General features: G+C 42.9%; 19 protein-coding genes. 8 read left to right on the top strand and 11 right to left on the bottom strand.

Annotated features, from left to right (window positions below; genetic code table 11):
• Window positions 1–162: 162 nt before the first annotated feature.
• Both ACH3Z1_RS05075 and ACH3Z1_RS05070 read right to left on the bottom strand, forming a co-directional pair.
• Complete coding sequence (locus tag ACH3Z1_RS05075) at window positions 163–2,517, bottom strand: ATP-dependent helicase (RefSeq protein ID WP_490820776.1); 2,355 nt, start codon at window positions 2,515–2,517, stop codon at window positions 163–165.
• A 60-nt stretch (window positions 2,518–2,577) separates the two neighbouring features.
• On the bottom strand, window positions 2,578–2,757 hold the full coding sequence (locus tag ACH3Z1_RS05070; RefSeq protein WP_490820775.1) for a hypothetical protein: 180 nt from the start codon (window positions 2,755–2,757) through the stop codon (window positions 2,578–2,580).
• Window positions 2,758–2,849: 92 nt separating this feature from the next.
• Here ACH3Z1_RS05070 and ACH3Z1_RS05065 point away from each other — a divergent pair, with 92 nt between their 5' ends.
• The 8 genes from ACH3Z1_RS05065 to ACH3Z1_RS05030 all read left to right on the top strand — a co-directional run bounded on the left by ACH3Z1_RS05065 (window position 2,850) and on the right by ACH3Z1_RS05030 (window position 8,103).
• On the top strand, window positions 2,850–3,080 hold the full coding sequence (locus ACH3Z1_RS05065) for a helix-turn-helix domain-containing protein (RefSeq protein WP_295201052.1): 231 nt from the start codon (window positions 2,850–2,852) through the stop codon (window positions 3,078–3,080).
• A gap of 119 nt (window positions 3,081–3,199) precedes the next feature.
• Complete coding sequence (locus ACH3Z1_RS05060) at window positions 3,200–3,856, top strand: response regulator (protein WP_295201049.1); 657 nt, start codon at window positions 3,200–3,202, stop codon at window positions 3,854–3,856.
• A gap of 214 nt (window positions 3,857–4,070) precedes the next feature.
• Window positions 4,071–4,550, top strand: a complete 480-nt coding sequence (locus ACH3Z1_RS05055) for an RNA polymerase sigma factor (protein WP_490820774.1) — start codon at window positions 4,071–4,073, stop codon at window positions 4,548–4,550.
• A gap of 3 nt (window positions 4,551–4,553) precedes the next feature.
• Window positions 4,554–5,165 (top strand): hypothetical protein, encoded by a 612-nt coding sequence (locus ACH3Z1_RS05050; protein ID WP_490820773.1) that lies wholly within the window; start codon window positions 4,554–4,556, stop codon window positions 5,163–5,165.
• Window positions 5,166–5,212: 47 nt separating this feature from the next.
• Complete coding sequence (locus tag ACH3Z1_RS05045) at window positions 5,213–5,479, top strand: hypothetical protein (protein ID WP_490820772.1); 267 nt, start codon at window positions 5,213–5,215, stop codon at window positions 5,477–5,479.
• Between the two features lie 145 nt (window positions 5,480–5,624).
• Window positions 5,625–5,915 (top strand): isoamylase early set domain-containing protein, encoded by a 291-nt coding sequence (locus ACH3Z1_RS05040; RefSeq protein WP_490820771.1) that lies wholly within the window; start codon window positions 5,625–5,627, stop codon window positions 5,913–5,915.
• A 166-nt stretch (window positions 5,916–6,081) separates the two neighbouring features.
• Window positions 6,082–7,041 (top strand): L-threonylcarbamoyladenylate synthase, encoded by a 960-nt coding sequence (locus tag ACH3Z1_RS05035; protein WP_490820770.1) that lies wholly within the window; start codon window positions 6,082–6,084, stop codon window positions 7,039–7,041.
• Window positions 7,042–7,125: 84 nt separating this feature from the next.
• Window positions 7,126–8,103, top strand: a complete 978-nt coding sequence (locus ACH3Z1_RS05030; protein ID WP_490820769.1) for an ABC transporter ATP-binding protein — start codon at window positions 7,126–7,128, stop codon at window positions 8,101–8,103.
• Here the strand turns inward: ACH3Z1_RS05030 and ACH3Z1_RS05025 are convergent.
• The 9 genes from ACH3Z1_RS05025 to ACH3Z1_RS04985 all read right to left on the bottom strand — a co-directional run bounded on the left by ACH3Z1_RS05025 (window position 8,100) and on the right by ACH3Z1_RS04985 (window position 23,638).
• Window positions 8,100–9,182 (bottom strand): serine hydrolase domain-containing protein, encoded by a 1,083-nt coding sequence (locus ACH3Z1_RS05025; protein ID WP_490820768.1) that lies wholly within the window; start codon window positions 9,180–9,182, stop codon window positions 8,100–8,102. The two genes, ACH3Z1_RS05030 and ACH3Z1_RS05025, sit on opposite strands and share 4 nt — an antisense overlap.
• Before the next feature lie 165 nt (window positions 9,183–9,347).
• Window positions 9,348–11,789 carry a TonB-dependent receptor gene (locus ACH3Z1_RS05020; RefSeq protein ID WP_490820767.1) on the bottom strand — a complete coding sequence of 814 codons (2,442 nt, stop codon included), beginning with the start codon at window positions 11,787–11,789 and terminating at the stop codon, window positions 9,348–9,350.
• A 54-nt stretch (window positions 11,790–11,843) separates the two neighbouring features.
• Window positions 11,844–13,151 carry a sugar porter family MFS transporter gene (locus ACH3Z1_RS05015; protein ID WP_490820766.1) on the bottom strand — a complete coding sequence of 436 codons (1,308 nt, stop codon included), beginning with the start codon at window positions 13,149–13,151 and terminating at the stop codon, window positions 11,844–11,846.
• Between the two features lie 446 nt (window positions 13,152–13,597).
• Window positions 13,598–14,554, bottom strand: a complete 957-nt coding sequence (locus ACH3Z1_RS05010; RefSeq protein WP_490820765.1) for a 3-keto-disaccharide hydrolase — start codon at window positions 14,552–14,554, stop codon at window positions 13,598–13,600.
• A 117-nt stretch (window positions 14,555–14,671) separates the two neighbouring features.
• The gene (locus ACH3Z1_RS05005; RefSeq protein ID WP_490820764.1) at window positions 14,672–15,511 is read right to left on the bottom strand and encodes a class I SAM-dependent methyltransferase; all 840 of its coding nucleotides are present in this window, start codon (window positions 15,509–15,511) and stop codon (window positions 14,672–14,674) included.
• Between the two features lie 136 nt (window positions 15,512–15,647).
• Window positions 15,648–16,109: a LytR/AlgR family response regulator transcription factor gene (locus tag ACH3Z1_RS05000; RefSeq protein WP_490820763.1), complete on the bottom strand. Its 462-nt coding sequence runs from the start codon at window positions 16,107–16,109 to the stop codon at window positions 15,648–15,650.
• 563 nt (window positions 16,110–16,672) lie between these two features.
• Window positions 16,673–18,088: a RagB/SusD family nutrient uptake outer membrane protein gene (locus ACH3Z1_RS04995; protein ID WP_490820762.1), complete on the bottom strand. Its 1,416-nt coding sequence runs from the start codon at window positions 18,086–18,088 to the stop codon at window positions 16,673–16,675.
• Window positions 18,089–18,104: 16 nt separating this feature from the next.
• Window positions 18,105–21,146 carry a SusC/RagA family TonB-linked outer membrane protein gene (locus tag ACH3Z1_RS04990; RefSeq protein WP_490820761.1) on the bottom strand — a complete coding sequence of 1,014 codons (3,042 nt, stop codon included), beginning with the start codon at window positions 21,144–21,146 and terminating at the stop codon, window positions 18,105–18,107.
• 614 nt (window positions 21,147–21,760) lie between these two features.
• Window positions 21,761–23,638 (bottom strand): CocE/NonD family hydrolase, encoded by a 1,878-nt coding sequence (locus ACH3Z1_RS04985; protein WP_490820760.1) that lies wholly within the window; start codon window positions 23,636–23,638, stop codon window positions 21,761–21,763.
• Window positions 23,639–23,959: the final 321 nt, after the last annotated feature.

Here is a 23,959-nt window from a genome sequence, read left to right as displayed (position 1 = left end):
TAACTGTAAGAGGCAGAAACCATCACTTTAAAGGTGAACTAAATCAACACATATGCTTTCAGTCGATCTAGCGGTCCTCATCAAAGTCAGGGTTGCTGACCTATATTTATCTAATCTCGAAGTAAACTTTTATTTCATTTCGGATATTGAACATTCGTCTGTTTATACAATGCGCAGTTTCGCATAATTCAGCATAATTTTTTTCTCTCCATTTTTCTCAAACAGAATCGTGGCCACCGGGTTGTGTGCCGATCCTTCTATACTGGTAACGGTGCCAAAACCAAATTTCTGGTGCTCTACTTTTTGTCCGGCCTGTAACTGTGAGGTATCACTTGCCACAAAATCGGCAGATGGCACATGGGCTACCACTTTGGGCGCCACGGGTTGAACCGGCAGGTATTCTGGTTTGGCCGATGATTTGCGGCTGGGTGGCGGACCATATTTTCTTTCGGCTGCGGCGGCATTACTGCTTCCGCCAAAACCAAATCCGCGTTGCATACGCTCAAAAGCACTGCCCATATCGCTTCCCGCATTGTTGCGGGCGCCGCCACCTGCATAGGTTTTATCGATATACTGTTCCGGCATTTCTTCGATAAACCGACTGGGGTCATTCTGTACCAACTGACCAAAACGATAACGGGCATTGGCATACGTGAGCCATAATTTCTGCTTGGCCCTGGTTACTGCCACATAAAATAAGCGACGTTCTTCTTCCAGTTCTTCGCGGGTATTGATCGACATACCACTGGGGAACAATGTTTCTTCTACTCCTCCCACAAACACACATTCAAATTCAAGTCCCTTGGCAGCGTGAATGGTCATCATTTTTACTGCATCCTGTTCGCCTTTGTCGTCATCTGCATCGGTCAATAAAGTAATCTGTTGCAGGTAAGAGCCCAGCGATTTATCGCCCAGTTCACCATCTTCATTGCTGGGGCTTTCGGTCCACTCTTTGATGGAGTTCAGCAATTCCTGTATGTTTTCGTAACGGGCAAGGCCTTCTGTTGTTTTATCGTTAAAGAGTTCTTTTACCAGGTTGGTATGTTTACCTACCTGTACCGCCACATCGTATGCATTGGTGCTGGTAAGCATACTCTGGAAATAGCGGATCATGGTATGAAAGTTCTGCAGGGCTTCCAGTGTACCCGCTTTGAAACCAAATTCTGCAGCCCGCGACACCACTTCATACATCGAAATATTCTGTTCATTGGCAGCAATCACACATTTTTCAATGGTGGTTTTACCAATACCGCGAACAGGGTAATTAATGATTCGCTTTAGTGCTTCTTCATCCCTGGTATTGGCAATTACACGCAGGTAAGCCAGAAAATCTTTTACTTCTTTACGCTGGTAGAAACTCACACCACCATAAATGCGGTAAGCAATCCCCATTCTGCGCAGGCTCTCTTCAAATGAACGGCTCTGCGCATTGGTGCGGTAGAGAATGGCAAAATTTTTATTGTAAAAATGGTAGCGTAGTTTTTGTTCCTGTATACAGTCGGCCACAAAACGTCCTTCATCATTATCGGTCATGGTGCGAACCAGTACAATCTTATCGCCTTCCTTGTTTTCGGTCCAGAGGTTTTTAGGAATTTGTCCTTTGTTGTTTTTAATGACTTCATTGGCCACATGAATAATGTTCTGGCTGCTGCGGTAATTCTGTTCCAGTTTCACCACTTTTACATCATCATAATCTTTCTGGAACTGTAAAATATTTTCAATGGTGGCACCACGGAAGCTGTAGATACTCTGTGCATCATCGCCCACCACACAAATATTTTCATGTACTGCTGCCAGCAGCTTGGTAATCTGGTACTGAACAGGGTTGGTATCCTGGTACTCATCAATCAGAATGTATTTAAACTTATGCTGGTACTTGTGTAATACTTCAGGAAAATTTTTGAGCAGCTCATACATTTTAAGGAGCAGGTCATCAAAATCCATGGCACCGTTTTTAAAACAACGGTTGGCATAAGCTGCATAGATCTGTGCAATGGCCGGACGATTGGCCCGCATATCTTCCTGCTGTATATAATAGTCAGTAGCATATTCTGCCGGACCCACCAATGCATTTTTGGCTGATGAAATACGGTTGCCTACTACATTGGGTTTATAGTGTTTATCGTCGAGGTTCAGTTCGTTCACCACGGTTTTAATAACCGAACGGCTGTCGTCGGTATCATAAATGGTAAAGCTGTTGGGATAACCAATACGGTGTGCTTCGGCCCTGAGTATGCGGGCAAATACACTGTGGAATGTACCGATGTATAAATTACGTGCTTCTGCGTTACCGAGTATCCGCTCAATACGCTCTTTCATTTCAGCGGCGGCCTTATTGGTAAAAGTGAGGGCAAGTATATTAAAAGCATCCACCCCATTATTCATCAGGTGTGCAATGCGGGTGGTTAATACTTTTGTTTTGCCACTGCCGGCGCCGGCCACAATCATCAATGGTCCCTTGATATGCGTTACTGCTTCGCGCTGGGGTTCATTCAATCCATTCAGGTACTCTTGCATGGGCGCAAGTTAATCAGTTGAGCGTGTATGAGATGCGGTCGTGAATAAGTTGGGGCCGATTTATGACCCGATGACTGTTTTTTTAACGGCTTTCTTTTTCTGTTCTGCGTGTTGACGGGTTTTACGCTTTGCCAGTTGTTCCATTGCTACTGACCGGGCCAGGGCATACAGAATTTTGTGCCGTACTTTCTGCGATACGGTGATCAGTTCAATACCGGAAGATGATACGGGTTTATACATATAAATGATTCAAGACTAAAATTAGGAAGAAAATCAACCGGCATATGCTCATACGCCAATCGTTTTCCTGTTTCACATGACCTTGTTCCCGCATGGACAAGGATTCCGTAAAAGCAAGTTTTGGCAGGTATCTGACGAAAGTCAGGAAAGAAAGGGGGCTGAGTATTCATCAGCTTGCTATTGATTGCGATATGGAATACAGTCATTTACAACGTATTGAGAAGGGAAAAGTAGATATTGCCCTTACTACCATGGTAGCCATTTTCAAGGGGCTTGAACTGTCTGCCGAAGAACAGGCTGCACTTTTCCGGTCGCTTAAATAAGCTGGAAAATCTGATGCGCCTGCTAAAAAAAGAGTATTTACCACCTCAAATAGAGTATTTTCCACATTAGCAGAAACGATGCGCTTTACTTATTTCACACAGGTATGAATAAAGCCTGTATGGAATACAAAAAAATTAAACTCATGATTGCCGATGATCATGTGATTTTCCGGAAGGGTTTAAAAAAAATTCTGGAAGATGTACGTTTCCTTCAGATTATCGGAGAAGCCTCCAACGGGGTTGAACTACTTACCCTGGCACATCAGTTAAGACCCGATGTAATACTGGTAGATGTATCCATGCCTGTTATGGATGGGGTGATGGCTGTTAAAGAACTTTGCAAGCGCCAGTTAACCAGACGCATCATTGCCCTTTCGGTTTTCAGTCACGAAACCCATATCATGGAGATGCTGGAAGCAGGTGCCATCGGCTATCTCACCAAAGGTGTTGGAAAAAAAGAAATCCTCGAAGCCATTGAAGCGGTGTATGAAAACCGACCCTACTTCTGCCAGGAAAGCAGCAGACAGGTAACCGATCTTATTGAAAAATACCATACCGGTTACCGCAACCACCTAGTGGTATTTACAGAAAGAGAGAAAGACATCATACAACTCATCTGTGAAGGCGGCACCAGTAAAGATGTGGCCCGGAGTTTATACATCAGCCAGCGCACGGTTGAGGGTCATCGTACCCGTATCATGCAAAAAATGCGCGTAAAAAGTATCGCAGGCCTGGTGGCTTATGCCTGTGAGAAAGGGTTGTATAAGGGGGAGTGAAGAGGAGGCTGCGAGCTTCGAGCCGCTAGCTGCTAGCTAATACTCGTAAATGGAGGATTTCACCATAGATTGTTGAACTTGCCTCCCCAAGAGCATCAGCTAGAAGCTAGAAGCTAGAAGCTAGAAGCTAGCGGCTCGTAGCTCGCAGCTTTTTCCCTCCTTTCTGTAATTTCCCTCTTACTATTGCAACTAACCTTCAGGAAACCATCATCATTTGAGCGAAGCAGCATTTCTGGAAGCGGTTAAAAACAGCCAGGGCATTATTTATAAGCTCGTTGGACTCTATGCCAATGATGCAGAAGAACGTAAAGACCTTTACCAGGAAGTATTATTACAGTCGTGGAAAGCCTGGCCCTCATTCCGGGGAGATGCCAAGTTCAGCACCTGGCTATACCGGATATGTCTGAACACTATTCTTACCCAGAAAAGAAAAGTAACCCGTATTGATTATATCGAATCGCTTGAACCGGTTGAGCACCTGGTGACTGATACGACCAATCATAAAAAAGAGGAAATAGAAAGGCTGCGACGGGCCATCCGCTCTCTTTCCGAAACCGATCGTGCCATTGTTTCCATGCACCTCGATGGATATGAGAATGCTGAGATTGCAGATGTGCTGGGTATCACCGTAAATCATGTGGCCGTTAAACTGCATAGATGCAAACAACAATTGGCTAATCTTTTAAAGCAATAACAGATGAGCATAGAAAAAACCTGGAAAGATATAGATGAGCAATCTGATGAAGCGCTGGCTGCATTGCTTAAACCATTGGTGATTGAGCGTCTGCAATCAAAAAATCCTCTGGCTACCATCAAAAAAAATATGCTGATCAATAGTATCTGGGCCATGCTCATTGCCATCGGCTACCTATTGGTTATTATTTATTTTCCTTTCTGGCAAACAAGGCTCATTATTGGTTTTCTGTTCCTGTTTACCGGTTGGGCTGCTTACGTAACATTAAAAGAATACAGAAACATTCAAACCAGCTCTCCCGGGAGTCCTTTGCTGGAAGAAATGGAAAGACATTACACCAATATCAGCAATTGGATAAAAATGCAGCAAAAAACAGGTATCCTTATCTATCCCATCAGTGCTGCAGGAGGCTTTATGTTAGGTGGCGCAATTGGTGCAGGTAAATCTGTAGATGAGATTATGGCAAAGCCGGTAATGTGGATAGCACTATTTATCGTGACCGCCGTTCTTGTTCCATGCGCTTATTATCTTGCCAAATACATGAGCCATCGGGCTTTTGGCAGACACCTGGAGACATTAAAAAGAAATATCGACGACCTGAAAGAAAAAACATAAGCTCGTAATTTTTTTCAAGGAAGGGCCACTAACTAAAAAAAGAAATGATGGAAACTTCTGCAAAAACAAATGCACAAAACACCAGGTTTCAAAGAGTCGCTTATGGTGTTTTTCTGTTAGCCGGTATCTACTTTCTCATGAGAAAAGACTACGGAAATGCGCTTTTATTTTTTGGTCTTGCCCCCATTTTTGATCCTTTTGATGCAAAAATACCTTTTGGGAAAAGGCCATTATATCAGAAAATATGGCTGGTGGTACACGTAATTATCACACTGGTCTCGCTGGCACTGGTTATTGCCTATAAAGCATGGTGATGTTTTGCTATTGGCGTTTATGCTATTTATACTTGATTTTTTCCCAAGTGTCCTCGCCAGCTATTTCCAACTGTTAATAATATAATAGGGTCTGTTGGGTTACCATTGCCAGCATCTGGTATTAAGGGCAAGCAAACAACCAACCATGATTCAGAAAACCATCTACAAAACCAAAGACTACTGTAAAGTAAAATTCAACCTCGATATACAGAATACTGAAACTGCCTCCATCCTCGGATTAAACGGCGACTGGAGCAACCCTGTTCCTATGAAAAAGAAAAAAGACGGCAGTTTTACCGCTGAATTACAATTACCCAAATCATCACAACACGAATTCCGTTATCTCCTCAACCAGTCTGAATGGCTCAACGAACCAGAAGCAGATGGAGAGGTAGAAAATAGTTTTGGAAGCAGTAATAGTGTTCTTAGTTTATAGTACCATGGGAGTTAGGCTTCAAGCCGCAAGCTACAAGCTACAAGTTGTTTGGGTGTAAGATAATTATATCAGCATCTCTTGAAGCTTGACGCTTGCAGCTTGCAGCTTATTCCTTGAACCTTAATAAAATTACTTGTAGCTTGCTGCTTGAAGCTTGTAGCTAAAAATGTCCCTTATTACCACTGATATTAAGCTGGTAGCCGATAGTCTTTCTAAGGAAGAAGTGGCCGCTATTCCTACCGAAACCGTGTATGGACTGGCGGGTAATATTTATAGTGAGAAAGCTATTCGGAGTATTTTCAGGATCAAACAAAGACCCTTATTCAATCCGCTGATCGTGCACCTGCCGAATGCAGATGCGCTGCGTGATGTGGCAAAAGAAATACCTGCAATGGCAAAAGCACTGGCCGACAAGTTCTGGCCGGGACCTCTTACATTATTGTTACCCAAAAAAGATACGGTTCCTGATCTCATCACTGCGGGTAAGCCAACGGTTGCGGTTCGTGTACCCAATCACGCGCTTACTTTGTCTTTGTTAGAGCAGCTTTCTTTTCCTTTGGCAGCACCAAGTGCCAATCCATTTGGTAGTATCAGTCCAACCACCGCCGAACATGTGGCCAATTATTTTAAAGATGAATTTCCTTATATACTCGATGGCGGACCCTGCAGCAGTGGTATTGAATCTACCATCATTGGTTTTAATGAAGATGGTGCTATTGTATATCGCTACGGTTCACTGGCCATTGAAGACATTGAAGAAATTACCGGCCCCGTTCAGGAATACATACGCGACGAAGAAACACCGGATGCGCCGGGTATGCTGTTAAGACATTATGCACCCTCCACCAGCACCATACTCAGTGATGATATTGAAAAAACAGTAAGAGAACATGCAGGTAAAAAAATAGGCCTCCTGTTGTTCAGTCATTCCAGCAAAGCAGATCATATTGTTGCCCAGGAAATTTTATCGCCATCCGGTTCTCTTGAGGAAGCAGCATCCAATTTATACGCAGCCATGCACCGGCTCGATCAGCAACAACTCGATATCATTATTACCGAACGTTTCCCGGATAAGGGTTTGGGAAGATCCATCAACGATCGTTTACAGCGGGCCACGCATGCCTGAACAAACAAGAGACAAGAAACAAGACTTAAGGGACCGTATCACTGATTTTTATTTACTTTCACGCCGGTCATGGAGCAAGCTAGCATGAATAAGCATACAGAAATTTTATTGAAGGTAGATGCGGTGAGTAAATCAGAAGCAGGCAATCTTATCGTACATCCTACCAGCTTTCAATTATCGTCCGGGAAAAAACTGGCGATTGTGGGTGAAACAGGATCGGGTAAGAGTACATTGCTTCGCATGATTGCCGGACATATTGCACCCGATGCAGGCAGCATTTTCTTTAAAAACAAAAGGGTATGGAGCCCTCCTGTTACTTTGTTACCGGGCCATCCGGGCATTGCTTATCTCTCCCAGGATTTTGAACTGCGTAATAATTATAAAGTTCACGAACTATTAAATTACAAAAACCTGTTGTCGCCCGAATCGGCTGCACAGTTATACCATGTTTGTAAGGTTGAACACCTGATGAACAGAAAAAATGATGAGCTCTCAGGAGGTGAACGACAAAGAATTGCATTGGCCAAACTGTTGGTAGGTGTTCCCGAACTTTTATTGCTGGATGAGCCTTTCTCGAATTTGGATCTTCCCCAGAAAAAAAACATCAATGCCGTTTTACATGCTATCAGCAGCCAGTTAAAAATAACCTGTATCATGGTATCGCACGACCCTGTTGATACACTGAGCTGGGCCGATGAAATCATGGTGTTCAGAAATGGCCACCTGATTCAACACGATACACCTCAACATATTTACCAGCAACCTGCCGATGAATATGTAGCAGGCTTGTTTGGAGCATACAGTATTTTAAAAGGCATCTATCATCCTTTCAAAACAAAATGGGGATTGAAGAACCAGCAACCATTTTTATTCATCAGACCTGAACAGCTGGTACTTACCGATTCACATGAAAGCGCTGTGGATTGTGTAGTAACACAGGTGCTGTATTGTGGTGCTTACTGGTCGGTAACGGTTAGCAATGGCGAACAATCATTGATGATTCATACAGCTATTCCAGGTATACAGAAAGGCGACCTGGTTTGGGTAGCTTTTAAAAATTAAAATACAGCCGCCGCTTTTAGTTTCCCCCACAGTTCATTATCAAAACTTGATACTGCCAGCTGTGTCTGACCAGCTGATTCGCCCATTCTGATGATGACCAACTGCTGTGATGGAACCACATAAATTTTCTGATCGTCTTTACCCAAAGCTGCATAGGTATCTGCCGGTGCATTGGGAACAAGGTTGCCTGTAAACAAAAACTGTACGGTGGGCAACATATAAAATCCTTTTCCATTGAGCCAGGTAAGGTAGCCATAAGAAGGGTTCAGACTTTGAGTACTGTTAATCTGGGTGTTTATATAATTGGTATCAGCCAGTACCGTTATCTCATCCCATTTCCCTTTGGACAACATTAACAAACCAAAACGAGCCATACTTCTGGCTGTGCTGAAGTATACATTATTATAACCAACCCTCACCCATAAACCATTCATACCAATCCGATCCCTGATTTTTTGCTGGAAATAGGTATTATAACTTGTGTTGGTGGCATTCTCCACCACTTTATCCAGTAATGTATACGCCGCATTATGGTAAGCCCATCTTGAACCGGCATCTGCTTTGTACTGCAGACAAGAGGGCAGTGTACAATCTACATCCACAACCCCATCATTCAAACCCGATGTCATGCTAAGCTGGTGTTTAATGGTAATCAGGTTTTCTTTTTCGAGTGGCAGCGAGGTCCATCCTGTTCCGAGATACTGCGATGTTTTGTGATTGATGTTGAGTTTTCCCTGTTCCTGCGCTATACCCACTAAAAAAGCGGTCATGGTTTTACCGGCAGATGCCCAATACCAGTTACTGTCTGCTGTAAATGTTCCGAAGTATTTTTCAGCAACAATTTTTCCTTTCTTGAGGATGATAAAGGCTTTGGTGCCTTTCTGTTGCAGGTAGGTGTACATATCATTCAAACCCGCTTCATTCCAGCCAAGACTGGCTGGCGTTACTGCTTCCCAGCTTGATGATGTTGATGATGGAAAATACAATGAAGCAGTATTCGTATCAGGAACTGGTGTTACTGCTTTTTTACAGGATGACATACAAAGTACGCCCGCGATGATGAACAGGAGGTTTCTCATATGAATTAAAACCATTTGACGGTATTTCCCTCAAGTAGTTTAACTAAAATATGTTTTTCCTCCCGTTCCCCCTTCTCTTTGTTAAAAAGGTTTTGAAAAATTTTAGTCAACTAATGCACGGAGGCAATTAGCAGGGAGAAGGGGAGAATGGGGCTTTACACAGCGTTAGAATTCTACAATTAAACCGAATGTTGGTGTTACCTGCACTTCTGCATTGGATAAAATCAAAGGTATCGCATTGCTTCCATTGGCGGCAATGGGTTGACCATTGGTGGTGAGGAATGCTTTGTTATCAGCCGTTCGCTGAAAAGTATATTGTGGCATCCCGCTAACAGTAGCACCATACCAGTTGGTGATATCAATAAAGAGATTCAGTGTTGTTTTTTTATAGTTCCATTTTTTTTCGATACGAATATCGCTGGCATGAAACGAAGGCAGTCGGTTGGCATTGTACTTTGCATAATCCAACACCCCTGTACCAAGACTCAGGTAATTCAATTGTGAAGCTGCCAGATCAAAAGGCGTTAACGGAGCCGACCCCTGGTAACGGAATTTCAAACCAAGCTCCCAGTTGCGTGGTAATTTATACCCCATGGTTATGCTGAGGAGCTGACCATTATCCCAACCCGCCGGTAAATAATTTCCCGTGCTATTGGTAAATTCAGATTTGTACAAGGTATAACTCAGTAAGCCGAAAAACCGTTTGGTTAATTTTTTTTGCATAAAAATTTCCATTCCATAAGCCCTCCCTTTTCCATTTTGAACAACGGCTTCATTACCAATACTGCCAAACTCTGTTCCTTTATTGGCCAGGCTGATGCCTTCGGTAACACTCACCGGATAGCTGCTGTATGCTTTATAAAAACCTTCTACCGTTAAACGGAAGCTGCCGGACGGCAGGTATTCAATACCCCCTGTATAATGTGTGCTTTGAATATAGTTGCCCGAATTTTTTATGCCTGAACGTATAAAAGCCAGTTGTGTGTAAGAAGGAAGTTTATAATAAGAACCTAAACTGGCATTGATGTTCCATTTGGGTGCCAGCGCATAACTCACAGATACCCGTGGCGACAATTGCTGCAATGGATTTGATTCACTGTTCGATAGTGTATTCGCATCCATCCTGATACCTGCGCTGAAAGCAACACGGTCTTTCAGTATTTTTTTACCTGCCTGCAAAAAAGCGCCGTACCGCAAAAAGTCAATATTGCTGTTGGCATTGATGCGCACTTCGGGTTGTATAATATTACCATTCTGATCGCGCAGTTCTTTTCTATAGAGATTTTCAAAACGGTTCATGAAATCAACATACTGCAATACAGCCCCATAACTTATTTTCCATCCGCCAGTATTGCTGGTTACATCAAAACGCAATTTGTTTTCTGTTTCGCGGCTGTCGGTAAATAATGTTTGTGTGGCAGGCGTTGGATTTTCATTGTCTTCAAATTTTTCCACCGAATTATTCAGTGTATTCCTGCTCAGGGCCAGGTTCCAGAATCCTTTTGCAGTCAGCTTCTTTATACTGGCACCAATGGTATAGTTCCATTGGTTGATACTTGGGTTACTATTGATGACATATAATTTTTCGGGTGTTGCTTTTTTGGGTGCAGCAAACCGAAATTCATCAATGGCACCCAGTCCTAAGAAACTCAGTGTGGTGGTTGGATTAATTTTTGTGGTGGTTTTAAACTGCAGGTCCCAGTAATTGGGTCTGATGGGCAGGTCAATAGCCTGGAACAATAGCTGCAGGTAACTTCTTCTTACGGATGCCAGATAAGTGGTTTTATTACTCAGCGGACCATCTGCTGTTAAGGCAAGCTCCGTTGCGCTTAATATTACATTACCCTGTGTACGTTTATCATTTCCTGTTTTCTGTTTGAATTGTAATACACTGCTCAGTGCATTATCGTAGCGCGCATCAAATGCACTGGAGCTGAGTTTTACCTCTTCAATAAAATTAGCATTGAGAATACCTTGTGGGCCACCGCCACTGCCCTGTGTACCGAAGTGATTGATCAGTGGTATTTCTATTCCATCGAGATAATACACGTTTTCATTGGGTGCACCGCCGCGGATGATGATATCATTTCTGAAACCACCGCCACCCACACCACCACCTACGCCTGGCAGCGATTGTATTACTTTGCTTACATCAAAATTACCACCGGGATTTCTTTTGATTTCTTCAATGGTCATTCGCTGCACACTCAATGGTGTTTCAATACTGGCAGCACGGGCGGTATTTCTTCTGCCTGTTACCGTTACATCAGATAAAACTGCACTCAGGGGTTCCATTTCAACAGATACCACATTAATATTACCATTGGTGACGAGCAGGTTGTTGAGCAGCACTGTTTTATAACCCAGGCTACTGATGCTAATATTATAGGTTCCCGGTAAAATTTCATTGAAACGAAATACGCCTGCCGAGTCTGATAAAACCGTTTGTGCCGATGGGTTTAACAAAACAGTTGCGTCTGTAACAGGTCTTTGCGAGTTTTTGTCGAGAATAGTACCTGTGAGCGACCCTTGTTTACTGGTTTGCGCATTAGCCAGCATAAGCAGCGAACAAGAAAAAAGAAAGGTTTGTATCAGTCTGTTGAACATATTGCCTGTTTTTCTGTGGTAATAAACAACAAAACAAGCTTCTTGTTCGCTACATCAGTGTAAAACAATATTCTGTTCCATATCTTCCAAAGCTACCCCTTTTGTTTCGGGCATCATTTTCCAGACAAACAAGAGTTGCAGCACCATCATAAACGCAAAAAAGCCAAAAATATAAGTACCGGCTACGTTGGTTGCAAAGAAAGGAAAGACCTGTGCCACCAGCGCTGCAAAAACCCAGTGTGTTAAACAACCAAAAGATGTTCCGCTAGCCCTTACCGCATTGGGAAACAGTTCCGATAAGAACACCCAGATCACAGCACCCTGACCCACAGCATGTGCAGCAATAAACAGGAACACATAATAAACAATCATAGAACTGTTGCCGCTGTTGAATGCGAATGCAATCAGGGAGAGCGAAACAATATACCCGACAGATCCCAGGTACATCAATGCTTTTCTACCAAACCGGTCAATCAGGTACCAGCCGGTGAGGGTGAAAATAAAATTCACCGCACCGATTCCAACACTCGACAGCAAAGCACCGTTTCTTTCGATACCTGCCATTTCAAATACTTTTGGTGCGAAATAGATAATGGCGTTGATACCAGATAGCTGGTTAAAAAATGCAATCAGGAAAGCAAGCATCAAGGGTCTTGCAAATTTTTTAGAGAATAGTTTTTCTTTTACACCAGTTACAGATTTTCGAATGGTATCAATCATTTCATCCGTGGCTTCGCCCGTGAGTGATAAAACCTTTTTCGCTGCCACCGCATCATTTTTATACAATACCAACCAACGTGGCGATTCGGGTGTAAACAACATTAACACAGAAAACAACAAAGAGGGTATGGCCACCACACCCAGCATCCACCGCCAGTCTTCTGCGCCACCTGTGCCCTGTAAGAGATAATTGGAAAAATAAGCCAGCAATATACCTGCTACCACATTCAACTGAAATGAAATAACCATTCGTCCCCTGTATTTGGGTGGTGCTATCTCTGAAATATAAACAGGTGCCACTACCGATGATGCGCCAATACTCAACCCACTCACAAAACGAAAGAACATAAAACTATATACATCTGCAGCGAGCGCTGCACCGATAGAGGTAATCAGAAAGAGAATGCCAATCCAGAATAAGGTTTTCTTTCTGCCGATTTTATTGGCGGGAATATTGCCCATTGCTGCACCCACTACAGTTCCATACAATGCCATCGCAATGGCCGTTCCATGCATCCAGTCGCTGAGGTTCCATAAACTTTGAATGGCTTGTTCTGCTCCGGAAATAACAGCTACATCCAATCCAAATAAAAGTCCACCCAAACCTACGGTGATGGACCATAAGGCAAGTTTCTTATTCATGGCAGTATTGTTGGGTATTTAAATATAAGTCGGAAAGTCCGGAAGTCCGAAAGTCCGAAGAGGTTTGATTTACTAAGCCACCCTCCGTGTAACTCTGTGTCCTACTCTGTGAAACTCCGTGGTTAACCACAGAGGTAAAGGAGTAAGGCACAGAGTTACACAGAGGGATTAAAACAGAATTCATCATCTTTCGGACTTCCGGACTCCGCACCAACAAAAAGACCCGCTTCATAAAAAGCGGGTCTGGATTGTATTCAGGGGGGTTCAAGGGCAAATAGATAATAATCCCCCCGGACTTTCTTTATCGCACCCTGACTTCCCGAATCTCTTTTTTCATCCGGCGTTGATTACGGTGAAAATAGAAGTATCGGATTGGCTGATAAAATTCGTTCGATAAAGCCATCTTTTCAGTAGATAACGAATACTGAAAAGTAGATGACGTCATTTTATTTTGCCGGTGTGATGATGATATTTCTGTATTCAACCGGTCCATGATCGCCCTGTAATAAGATGGGGCCCGGTTCTCCTTCTTTGCTGTCGATGGCGCCTCCGGTGATACCTGGTATTATCTGATCTACAATAATGGCTTTACCATTTGCCACAACGGTTACTCTTCTGCCGATCAGCGTAATATCAAAACTCTGCCATTCGCCTGCTGGTTTAGCAGCCATTTCGTTGGGGGTAAGAAATCCATAGATGCCACCGAAATAAGTAGAAGATGGTTCTTTTCCTGCATTGTCTTCTACCTGTACTTCATAGCGGCCACGCAGGTACACACCACTATTGCTTCCGGCAGGATAGCGGAATTCTACATGCAGTTTAAAATCGGTAAACTTCTCTGCTGTCATCAGGTTGCTGCCCGATTTAGGACTGGTGAGAATACCATTGATATTTTGCCACTGGTTATTTTTTCCCTGTGCCACCCAGCCATCGAGGTTGGTTTTGTTCAGCAGGTGAATGGGTTTGCCCCAGCCTACCGGTGTCGTTCTTTTTAACAGTGGCGCGCGCTCACCGGTAAACGTATAGGTTCTGCCATTGCTGGCATAAATGGTTCCTTTTAACTGATCGTTTTCGAGCGTGGCTTCAAATACCATTTCTTTATCGGTACGTTCCCACTGTGCGGGTATAGAGAAATGAATTTTTCCTTCCTTCACTTTTACCTGTGCAATAGGTCGGGCACTGCCGCCATCGGCTACAAATTGTCCAACCAGTGTTTGTATACCCGATAGCTTAACTTCAAGCCATGATGGCGCTATACGGTCGCCCATGTTTACGGTAAGATCCCAGCGGCCAATAATATCCTGATCTGCTGCCGCTGTTTTTTTGTTGGTGAATGCTGTTATGGTAACCAGTACTGCAGCAAGAAATACGAACAATAATGATCGGGTGATGCTTTGTTTCATATGTGCAAGTTTGAATAATGAAGATAAAGAAAGAACAGAAGAACAGAGGAATAAGAAATAAGGAATGTCCAAAGTAGTTATTCTCTTGTCTTCACTTTCTCATTCCTTATTTCTCTGTTACAATCCCTTCCTGGCCAATATCATTAAGCCGTTACCGGAGCGAACGGGTATAACATAATCTAACAGCATACAGATTAGAATGAGCGGGTAGAAGACCAGCAGTGATAGGGATAATACCATTTTCAAGGGGAGGGTATAAGCATTAAAAAGAATAAGGTGACTATTAAGCAGTTCATTACTTAGTTTCCCAAAGAATCCATAGGTGTTTTTTGTTTCAACGACTGTAAAATTACACTCCTCTAAAAGACTTTTCACGCCTGAACTGGTATACACCCGTTGGTTTTGCTGAATGGTTTCATAGTTATCATATCGCTGTACTATTTTTTTGTAAAAGGGGAGTATGATGCTGTTATTCACCGGCACATAGAGTAAGAGTTCGGCTCCGGTTTTCATAGCATGGTATAAACAGCTTAATGCCTGCCGGTCGTTTTTACTATAGGGTAATACTGAAATACATAAAACAATATCATACACATCTTTTTCCTGGAGTTGTTCCATTTCCATCTCTTCAAAAGAAACATGTGTAAAGCCCCGGTCTTCTATATACCTGTTACAAAAACCAATATTGGCTTTCTCGCGGTCGATGCCTTTGAAATGAGATCTGCGGTATTTGTTTGCATAAGGAAAAAGGAACTGCCCCTCACCCGATCCCGCATCCAGTAAATAAAAGGGTGTGTGGGTTGAAGAGAGCAGCTTGTTGAGTCTTGCTGTAATATGCCATTTTCTGAGTTGCAGCAGGTAATTAAGCGTATAAACAAAATGTATCCACCGGGGGTGCTTCAATAACCACAACGGGTACTGGTGTGTAAAAAATTGTTGGTGCTTTTGCTTTTCCAAACCCCCGGTTTTGAGGCCCAAGATAAAGAGAAGAACAGAGAAATAAGAAATATGAAATAAGGAATGAGAAAGTGTTTGCTTGTACTTTCTCTGTTTCTTATTTCATATTTCTTATTCCTTATTTCCCCTTCTTCCGTTACAACTGCCCTACCCAACGTCTGAACTCCGATGCATTTTCCTGGCTTACCTGTATGGGTTGAAAAATATCGAGCTGCATATTGATCTGAATGCGGCCGTTACCGATGGGTTTAAAAGACTGTATAAAATGTATGTTGATGATGACCTGTCTGTTGGCACGAAAAAATAATTGCGGGGGTAGTTCTTCCATCAACTGGTTGAGGTTGGTTCCTTCTACTACATATTTCTTTCCTGTGTTGGTGATGCAGAATACAATTTTATTGACTGTATAAAACATCATTACCTGTAAAGCAGGTAACACAAAGTATTCTGTTCCCAAACGAACAATGACACGTGTTCTTTTGGGTTCTGGTTGTGTGGCCGACATCTGTGCATAAGGCATGGCATAAGCACTAAACATATCTCTTTCTACTGACCCGTACATTTCGCCGGGTACAACCGATAAATAAGCTCCTTTCATCTTGTCCGAATTTTACAGTTTTGTATAAAAGCATTCCTCTTTGTTCTTTATAACAGTAGCCGCCATTGTCTATACAAACAAACGGAAAGCTGTTGTTGAACAGAACTGGTGCAGTTTAGGTAGCTGAGCTGAAACGGATTTGTTTACAACAAAAAGGATCCGTTACAAAAGCTGTATGATTAAGCAGTATAAGCAAGTTCAATATCTGGTCCTTTTCACCATTCGATAAACACAGCATCACATCCTTCATCTTCCTTACATCACTGCATTGATTTTGTATCCTGCATCCAATTCTTTACTCACAGTTATCGAAATCTCTCTGTTGTTCTCTCCTATAAAATTCCTACTATTTTCATAGAGAATGGTTCCGTTTGTTTAGGTATTATGCCGTTTATAAATTGTACCATTTTTACATATATGACAATGCGGTTACAAACAAGGTATTGATTGACAAAAAAGCTGCAAGCCACAAGCTTCAAGCTACAAGGAGAATGATTTCTTGTAGCTTGAAGCTTGTGGCTTGCAGCTTAAAATTTTGTGTATCTATTCCACCAACCCGTTATTTAATAACCCGGGTTCTGTTTAAAGTTGGTATTGAAATTTGTTTCCGCACTTGGATAAGGCAATTGAAAACGGTGATCGGTATTTGCCATATTCAGGAACAGGTAAGTTGTTCCTGTTCCATCGGCACGATCGCCCCTTGTACCATCGCGGTTGATGGGCAGGTTCAATCTTTTCAGATCAAAGAAACGATCTCCTTCAAATGCCAGCTCCAGTCTGCGTTGTCTCAATATTTCTGTCAGCACCTGGTCATTGGTTAATCCAACCAGTGGTTGATAATCTGTATAACGCTGTGAACGCAACAGGTTAAGGTCGGCCAATGCTGCAGTGGCATTACCACTGCGTAAATAGGCTTCGGCCCTGTTCAGTAATACTTCTGCTGTGCGTAATAATTTAATATCGAGCACACCCAGTATACCGCCGGTACGTCCGGCATATTTGATCACATGATTTTGTTGTACGCCATTGTACGGGCTGGTAGTAATATAAGCTGCAGACCTTACATCGGTAGGTGTAAATGCCTGACGCAGGTTGTATTCTACTACATATTCTGAACGAATATTGCCTGAAGTAATCTGGTAATAGTTTACACCCGGTGTATTGATATTATCCAACGTAGTGTTTAATACTTTGAATAAAACACCATTGGTTGTTTCATCTCTCCATACCCTGGCCACATCTGCGAGCGCAGGTAAAACAGGTGTGGTACCCAGTGCAGCATTTGCCGATGTAATGGTTTTTGCATAATCACCCATGTAGAGATACAGACGTGAAAGCAAACCCTGAACAGCGGCCCTGCTTATTCTGCCCGCTCCGTTGTTTACAGCGATCATCGGTTCTGCGGCAACCAGGTCAGCAGCAATTTTATCATAGAACTGTCTTACCGGCTCTTTGCTGGGCATAATATCAGACGCAGTACTGGTTACATATGGTGCTACCGAATCGGTATTGGCGGCATTCACATAAGTTTTAGCATGGTAACGTGCAATATCAAAATACTGCCAGGCTCTTACGGCCAATGCTTCTGCTTTTGCATTGTCTTTAAACGCACCTGCAGGAAACTTATCGATGTTTTCCAGAATGGCATTTGCTCTTCTGATTACACCATACGCGTTGGTAAGAAATGTAATCGTTGTATTACCATTATAACGCCATTCGCTGAAATTGGTAAGGGTCTGTCGGCCCGATGTACTCAACACCAGGTTATCGGCCAATGCATCGGCCATGATATTCCAGGTAGAGTTGGCGTAAACACCTCTTAATCCGGCATACATACCATTTACCGCCAGTGTTACATCGGCCTGTGTAGTAAATGCTTTTCCGGTTTCAATCTGGTCGAATGGACCCAGATCGAGTTCGCTTTTTTTACAACCTGCCAGTGTGGCTATGGTTGCTATCGTGAATATGAATTTTTTCATGCTTCTTTTTTTTGAATTAGAACTTGATATCCAAACCAACAGTAATGGTTCTCGCAGGCGGATAACCATATAGACTTAACTGACCTGGCTGTGAGAATGTAGCAGCACCTGATTCACGGTTAGGAAAACCCACTTCAGGTGTTCCCCTGAATTTGGTACCAGTCCATAAATTGGTTCCCTGTACAAAAAAGCGGAAACTGTTGATGCGCAGTTTGCTGGTGATAGATGATGGTAGTGTATAACCAATCACCACATCACGCAGTGTGATATAATCACCTTTCTCTAAAAACTTATCACTTACAAGGTTTACTTTTTGTGATGCATCCGTAATAGATGGATTGGCCACCACATCACCAGGTTTGGTCCAGTAGTTCAGGGCATCTGTAAACTGGTTAATAGCGAGGCTCGATGCATTACCACCATCACCTACTGCATTTCTGTACATCTGGTTATAGATATAGTTTCCACCATTGTAATAGAACTGTAAACTCAGGTCAAGGTTTTTATAACGCAGGTTTGAATTCACACTACCGAAGAATTTAGCCAGCGGCGATTTTCCTTCCAGCAATACCTGATCGTTGAGTGAATAGGTTTCTGTGATGGAACCATCTGCACGATAATAACGGTTTCTTCCGTTGGCCGGATTAATGCCTGCCCATCTCACCAGGAAATAGGTATTCAATTCCTGACCCACCGTTAACCTTGTATTGGTAGTTGAGGGAAGATCTGGTGATACGAGTTGTGTTACTTTATTATCGTTCTGAGAATAGTTGAATGAAATATTCCAGTTGAGGTCTTTCTTACGGATTACATCACCACTTAAACTAATCTCAAATCCTTTGTTCACTACGGAACCTACATTACTTAATACGCTGGTGAATCCTGTAGCCTGGCTCACGTTTTTAGGGAAGAGCAGGTCTTTTGTTGTTCTGTGGTAATAATCAAATGTACCGGTGATGCGGTTGCTGAATAAACCAAACTCCAGTCCGATATCGTAGTTAAAGTTTTTCTCCCAGGTAAGATCTGGATTGGCCAGCTGGCTGGGTACTGCAGCGGGTAACTGGTTATAACTTGAGCTCAGTGCGTAAGTACCCAACGATCCATAAAACTGGTTGGGAACATTTCCTGAAGTTCCTACAGAACTTCTCAAACGCAGATCGCTGATATAAGAGAGCTTATCCATAAACGCTTCCTTCTTGATATTCCACCATGCACTGGCAGCCCAGAAATTAGAGAAGCGGTTATTGGTACCAAATCTTGAAGAACCATCTGTTCTGGCACTCAGTTTTACACCATAGGTTTTTTTCCAGTCGTATCCTGCCGAAGCAAAATAAGAGATGATGGAAAACTGTGAACGTGAAGTGGTAGCTGTTTGTACCTGTGCCGCATTTTCAATCGTGGTTACAGTTGATGTTGGCATACTGTTACCTGCGAGCAAATAAGAATAGAAATTACGTTTGGTAAATTCCTGACCGGCCAGTACATCAATATTATGTTCACCATTGATACTTTTATTCCAGTTGGCGGTATTGGTAGCTACATACTGGAAATCCTGGTTACCACCATCCGACTTCTGGCTATAACCCAGAATAGCGGCCAGGTTAGAACCTGGTTGCAGGTAGCTTTCTGTTTTGGCCGTATTGTAGTTCATCGCCAACTGTGTTTTTAATGTCAGCGTTTTAATTGGTTTCGCCTCTGCATACAATGTGGCGAATGTGGCGATACGATCGAGGAAGAAAGTGTTTTTCTCCTGTCCCTCAAGTGCCGAGAAGCCCTGGAATGTTAGATTATACGTACCATTTGGCATGTACAGTGGTTCATATGGATTGGTCGTGAAATAGGCTCTCCATGGACTCTGCACATTATTCAGTTCCCTGTTCTGGTATTCGTTCGAATGGGTTACACCCAGGTTGACACCTGTTTTCAGCCAGTCGTATGCCTGGTATTCAATATTGAAACGGCCACCGGTACGATCGCGTTGCGACATGTACATCAATCCTTTCTCATTGAATTTATTCAGCGAGAGATAATAACGGATCTTATCGGAAGAACCTGTTAATGCTACTTCGTGCTGATCGGTATAGGCATCCTGTAAATAATACTTACCCCAGTCGCCCGCACCTCTTGATTCCATCAGGTTCCAGAGGTCTTCGCGTTGTTGTGCAGTAATATTAAACAGTGTAGAACCAGCAGGCAAAGCACCCGACGTAATCCTGTTCCTGATCATTGAATCTGCAATGGCATTTACCACACCCGCATCAAATTCATATTTCAGTTTTTGTCTGGCATTCATCAACGTTACATTGTTCAATGGCTGCAATCCTACAAAACCATGCTGGTAAGAATAACGCAATTCTGGTTTTCCGGATTTACCTCTTTTGGTGGTAACCACAATAACACCATTACCTGCACGCGCGCCATATATAGCAGCCGCAGATGCATCTTTTAAGACAGATACATTTTCAATATCGTTTGGATTGATCAATCCAAATGCAGTAGCAGTCACTGCAATTCCATCTACCATAATCAATGGCTCAGATGATGCGTTGATTGAACCGGTACCACGTACACGCAGATAGCCGCTTTGTCCGGGCTGACCACTCTGTCCTATCACCTGCAGACCTGCAGATTTACCCTGTAATAATTGGGTGAAGTTAGAAATAGGTTTCTGTGCAATCTCTTTGTTATCGATAACAGATATACTTCCGTTGAGGTCGCGTTTCTTGATACTCTGGTATCCTACCACCACCACTTCATCCAGACTTTTATCGGCCGGATCAATCTGTACGGTATAATTCGTGTTGGCAGTGAGGTTCAATTCACGGTCGGTATAACCAACGGCCGAAATAACCAGTGTTTTAGCCGTTGCAGAAACCGTGAGAGAGAATTGTCCGTCTGCATTAGCGGAAGTACCCACATTGGTGCCTTTTACAAGCACACTTGCATTCGGGACTTTATTATTATCCCGGTCGACCACCCTTCCGGTGATGGTCCTGTTTTGAGCGAGAGCTGCCAGTCCTATTAAAAAGGAGCAGCAGAGAAGTACAAATTTTCGCATGATATTTCGAGTTTATTGTTGTGCGTAGACAATAAAACTTCCGCGAATAGCGCATGCGAGACGATGTTAAAAACCCAAGTTCAATTTTTAACAACTGAAGGGGGGAAATGGAGGATTGAGGGGGAGGGGAATCGTTAATGGTCAATGGTGAATAGTGAATGACAGGGTTTGTACATCATGCCGTCTAGTATTGTAATTTAAAAGTTGTAAGAAAACGCTCCGCAGCGTATCTGCCCTTTATTCATGATTACCGATTGACGATTGACCATTCACCATTCACGCCTCAGTTATCATTAATTTCCTTTCAGTATTTTAGATTTTTGAAAGGATTGATGCTGTCATAATATTGTGGCGGACATTTCTCTCATACATCAGTTCTAATAAAACGCGAGCGGGTATTCTTACCTGCTTTTTTTTGCGAAAGGGGGGGGCGGAATCGTGAATGGTCAATGGTGAATGGTGAATTGGTAATGATAAAGTTTGTACATATGCTATGTAACACTGTAATTATAACAGTTTAAGAAAAGCCTCGTTTTATACAGCGTAACCGCCCTTTATTCACCATTGACGATTCACCATTGCCCATTCACCATTACCCATTCACCCGCTTCCCCTCACTTCCTCACCACCGGCAACTTAATTACAGAAGGATATTGCGCCGAGTGATGAATTTTATTTTCTACTTTAATGCCTGTTGATTCATCGTAATTTTTTCCGCCGGTATTCATGTTTCTGTCGAAGCGGGGGAAATTACTGCTGCTTACTTCTATGCGGATGCGATGACCTGCTGCAAAAAAATTACTTGTTACCATGGGCGTGAGGTCTACTTTATATACTTTACCTTTTTCCATGAACACCTCCTTATCATAGCCTTCTCTGTAACGCAAACGCTGGATGGTTTCATCGAGATTGTATGCTTTGCCATCAGGATGCACATCTATCAACTTAATCGTGATATCTGTATCCGGACCTGTTGATGATACAAATAAGGTAGATTCAATAAAACCGGTTACTTCTATCCCTTCTTTCAGTTCATCAGAAGTATATACGAGGATATCATCACGCAGTTCCATTTTAGACTGGTCGAATGAACCACCCACCACCGCATTACCTGTACAACACACATTACCACCATAAGATGGAACAGGGTTCATGGGATCGTACATAAATGCATCGGGCTTATCTTCCTTTGGAGCAGCGCTGCTCAATTGTCCATCTCCATTTCTGGTATTGGCTTTTCCTCCGCTGGTTAAATAGAAAGACTGCATTGCTGCATTAGCCGGTGGAAATGTTTCAGACTGCTGCCATTTGTTGCTGCCCATGGTATAATAGCGAACCCTTGGTTGTTTTTCTTTAAAATCGTTTTTCTCTCCTTTCAAGAGCATATCAAACCAGCCCCAGGTAAGTTCATCGTAGTTTAATCTTGCATCGCCCACACTTCTTTCACCCACAACCGTATTTTCAGTTGCACGTTTATATGAGCAGTGTAATACCGGTGCAATCACGAGGTATTGGTTGTCGGCCGTGGCCTTGTCTTTGGCTGCTTTGCGTGCATGGTTAAACAATGCAATATTGGGAGCAGAGGATACATCGTACCAGGATACAAACCAGTAGGCCGGTACATTCAGCGGCATATTATCATGATACAAACCTCCTTTGAACCATTTGGGATCATTGGGTTTACGGCGTATCATATCTTCATATACCCCTTCCGATCCCTTTACATTTTTAATGATATCCTGCACGGGCAGGTGACGCAGTCCTACCGACCAGTCTACACGGGGCATTTCGGTCGACATATCATAAAAGCGTTGCAAACGCTGCAGGTCTTTCTGTTGTATATTTTTAGGGAAGGTTGGTTTGAATTTATCGTTTTGTGTACCATAGAGCCAGGCGGTAAATAACATTTGCTGTGCGCCACCACGATACCAGTTACCCTGCTCCATGAATTTACCTACGCGGCCCACGCCTGCGCCAAAACCCTGTGCCACCATGGCCGCCAGGGCCGGATGGTTTTGTGAAGCTACAGCCATCTGCCACTCCGCAGTAGAGGAACAACCGATCACACCAATTTTTCCATTGCTCCAGGGTTGTTTGCTCATCCAGGTAAAAGCATCGTAACCATCGGTAATGGGTGGTCCGAGAATATCCCATTCACCTTCTGAGAAATAGCGACCTCTTTCATTCTGTACCACATAGGCATAACCACGCGAAACCGCATTGTAGGCTTCTTCCATGGTGCGGGTAGTCATTTTACCATCTACCCAGGTATTAAACTGGTATGGTGTTTTCGAAAAAACGATGGGCACTTTCTGGTTGCCTTTGGGGCGGTAGATATCGGTGGCCAGTCTGATACCATCGCGCATGGGCATCATTACTTTCTGATCTATGATGGCAATCTCCTGCAGTTTGAGGTAGATGGCTGCGGTGTCTTGTGCGTAGGAAGTAATGATGAGCAAAGAGCTGATCATTACTATGATTATTTTTCTCATATGCATTTTAGAAAGATAAACAGTTTCTCTAAAAATGTTGCATCGAAACAAGAATAAAGGTAAAAAATCTAATGTGAAGGACCAGCAATGAAAAAGTTCACTTTAGGGGTCTGGACTCCCAGATAACATGAGCAGACTTAAGGATATCATCAATACAAGAGGGGTTGTTTATTTGAGTAACCAGAATCATTTCATATACTCATATATGAGTATTTATTGCGCGGTTCAGTTAATTGATTGATGTTGAATGTATATTGCCTTTTGCCTTACAAGCAACTGCTATAAATACAGTCTTCTAAAGCAACACTTTTTTACTCCTAT

The sequence above is a fragment of the Sediminibacterium sp. FW305-C-49 genome (assembly GCF_058231085.1).
The sequence above is the reverse complement of the archived record's forward strand: the minus strand, read 5'-3'. Positions and strand labels throughout refer to the sequence as shown.

Coding starts and splice junctions, on each gene's coding strand:
- ACH3Z1_RS05075 (WP_490820776.1), bottom strand. CDS start 2,517: ATGCAAGAGTACCTGAATGGATTGAATGAACCCCAGCGCGAAGCAGTA.
- ACH3Z1_RS05070 (WP_490820775.1), bottom strand. CDS start 2,757: ATGTATAAACCCGTATCATCTTCCGGTATTGAACTGATCACCGTATCG.
- ACH3Z1_RS05065 (WP_295201052.1), top strand. CDS start 2,850: ATGGACAAGGATTCCGTAAAAGCAAGTTTTGGCAGGTATCTGACGAAA.
- ACH3Z1_RS05060 (WP_295201049.1), top strand. CDS start 3,200: ATGGAATACAAAAAAATTAAACTCATGATTGCCGATGATCATGTGATT.
- ACH3Z1_RS05050 (WP_490820773.1), top strand. CDS start 4,554: ATGAGCATAGAAAAAACCTGGAAAGATATAGATGAGCAATCTGATGAA.
- ACH3Z1_RS05045 (WP_490820772.1), top strand. CDS start 5,213: ATGGAAACTTCTGCAAAAACAAATGCACAAAACACCAGGTTTCAAAGA.
- ACH3Z1_RS05040 (WP_490820771.1), top strand. CDS start 5,625: ATGATTCAGAAAACCATCTACAAAACCAAAGACTACTGTAAAGTAAAA.
- ACH3Z1_RS05035 (WP_490820770.1), top strand. CDS start 6,082: ATGTCCCTTATTACCACTGATATTAAGCTGGTAGCCGATAGTCTTTCT.
- ACH3Z1_RS05030 (WP_490820769.1), top strand. CDS start 7,126: ATGAATAAGCATACAGAAATTTTATTGAAGGTAGATGCGGTGAGTAAA.
- ACH3Z1_RS05025 (WP_490820768.1), bottom strand. CDS start 9,182: ATGAGAAACCTCCTGTTCATCATCGCGGGCGTACTTTGTATGTCATCC.
- ACH3Z1_RS05020 (WP_490820767.1), bottom strand. CDS start 11,789: ATGTTCAACAGACTGATACAAACCTTTCTTTTTTCTTGTTCGCTGCTT.
- ACH3Z1_RS05015 (WP_490820766.1), bottom strand. CDS start 13,151: ATGAATAAGAAACTTGCCTTATGGTCCATCACCGTAGGTTTGGGTGGA.
- ACH3Z1_RS05010 (WP_490820765.1), bottom strand. CDS start 14,554: ATGAAACAAAGCATCACCCGATCATTATTGTTCGTATTTCTTGCTGCA.
- ACH3Z1_RS05000 (WP_490820763.1), bottom strand. CDS start 16,109: ATGAAAGGAGCTTATTTATCGGTTGTACCCGGCGAAATGTACGGGTCA.
- ACH3Z1_RS04995 (WP_490820762.1), bottom strand. CDS start 18,088: ATGAAAAAATTCATATTCACGATAGCAACCATAGCCACACTGGCAGGT.
- ACH3Z1_RS04990 (WP_490820761.1), bottom strand. CDS start 21,146: ATGCGAAAATTTGTACTTCTCTGCTGCTCCTTTTTAATAGGACTGGCA.
- ACH3Z1_RS04985 (WP_490820760.1), bottom strand. CDS start 23,638: ATGAGAAAAATAATCATAGTAATGATCAGCTCTTTGCTCATCATTACT.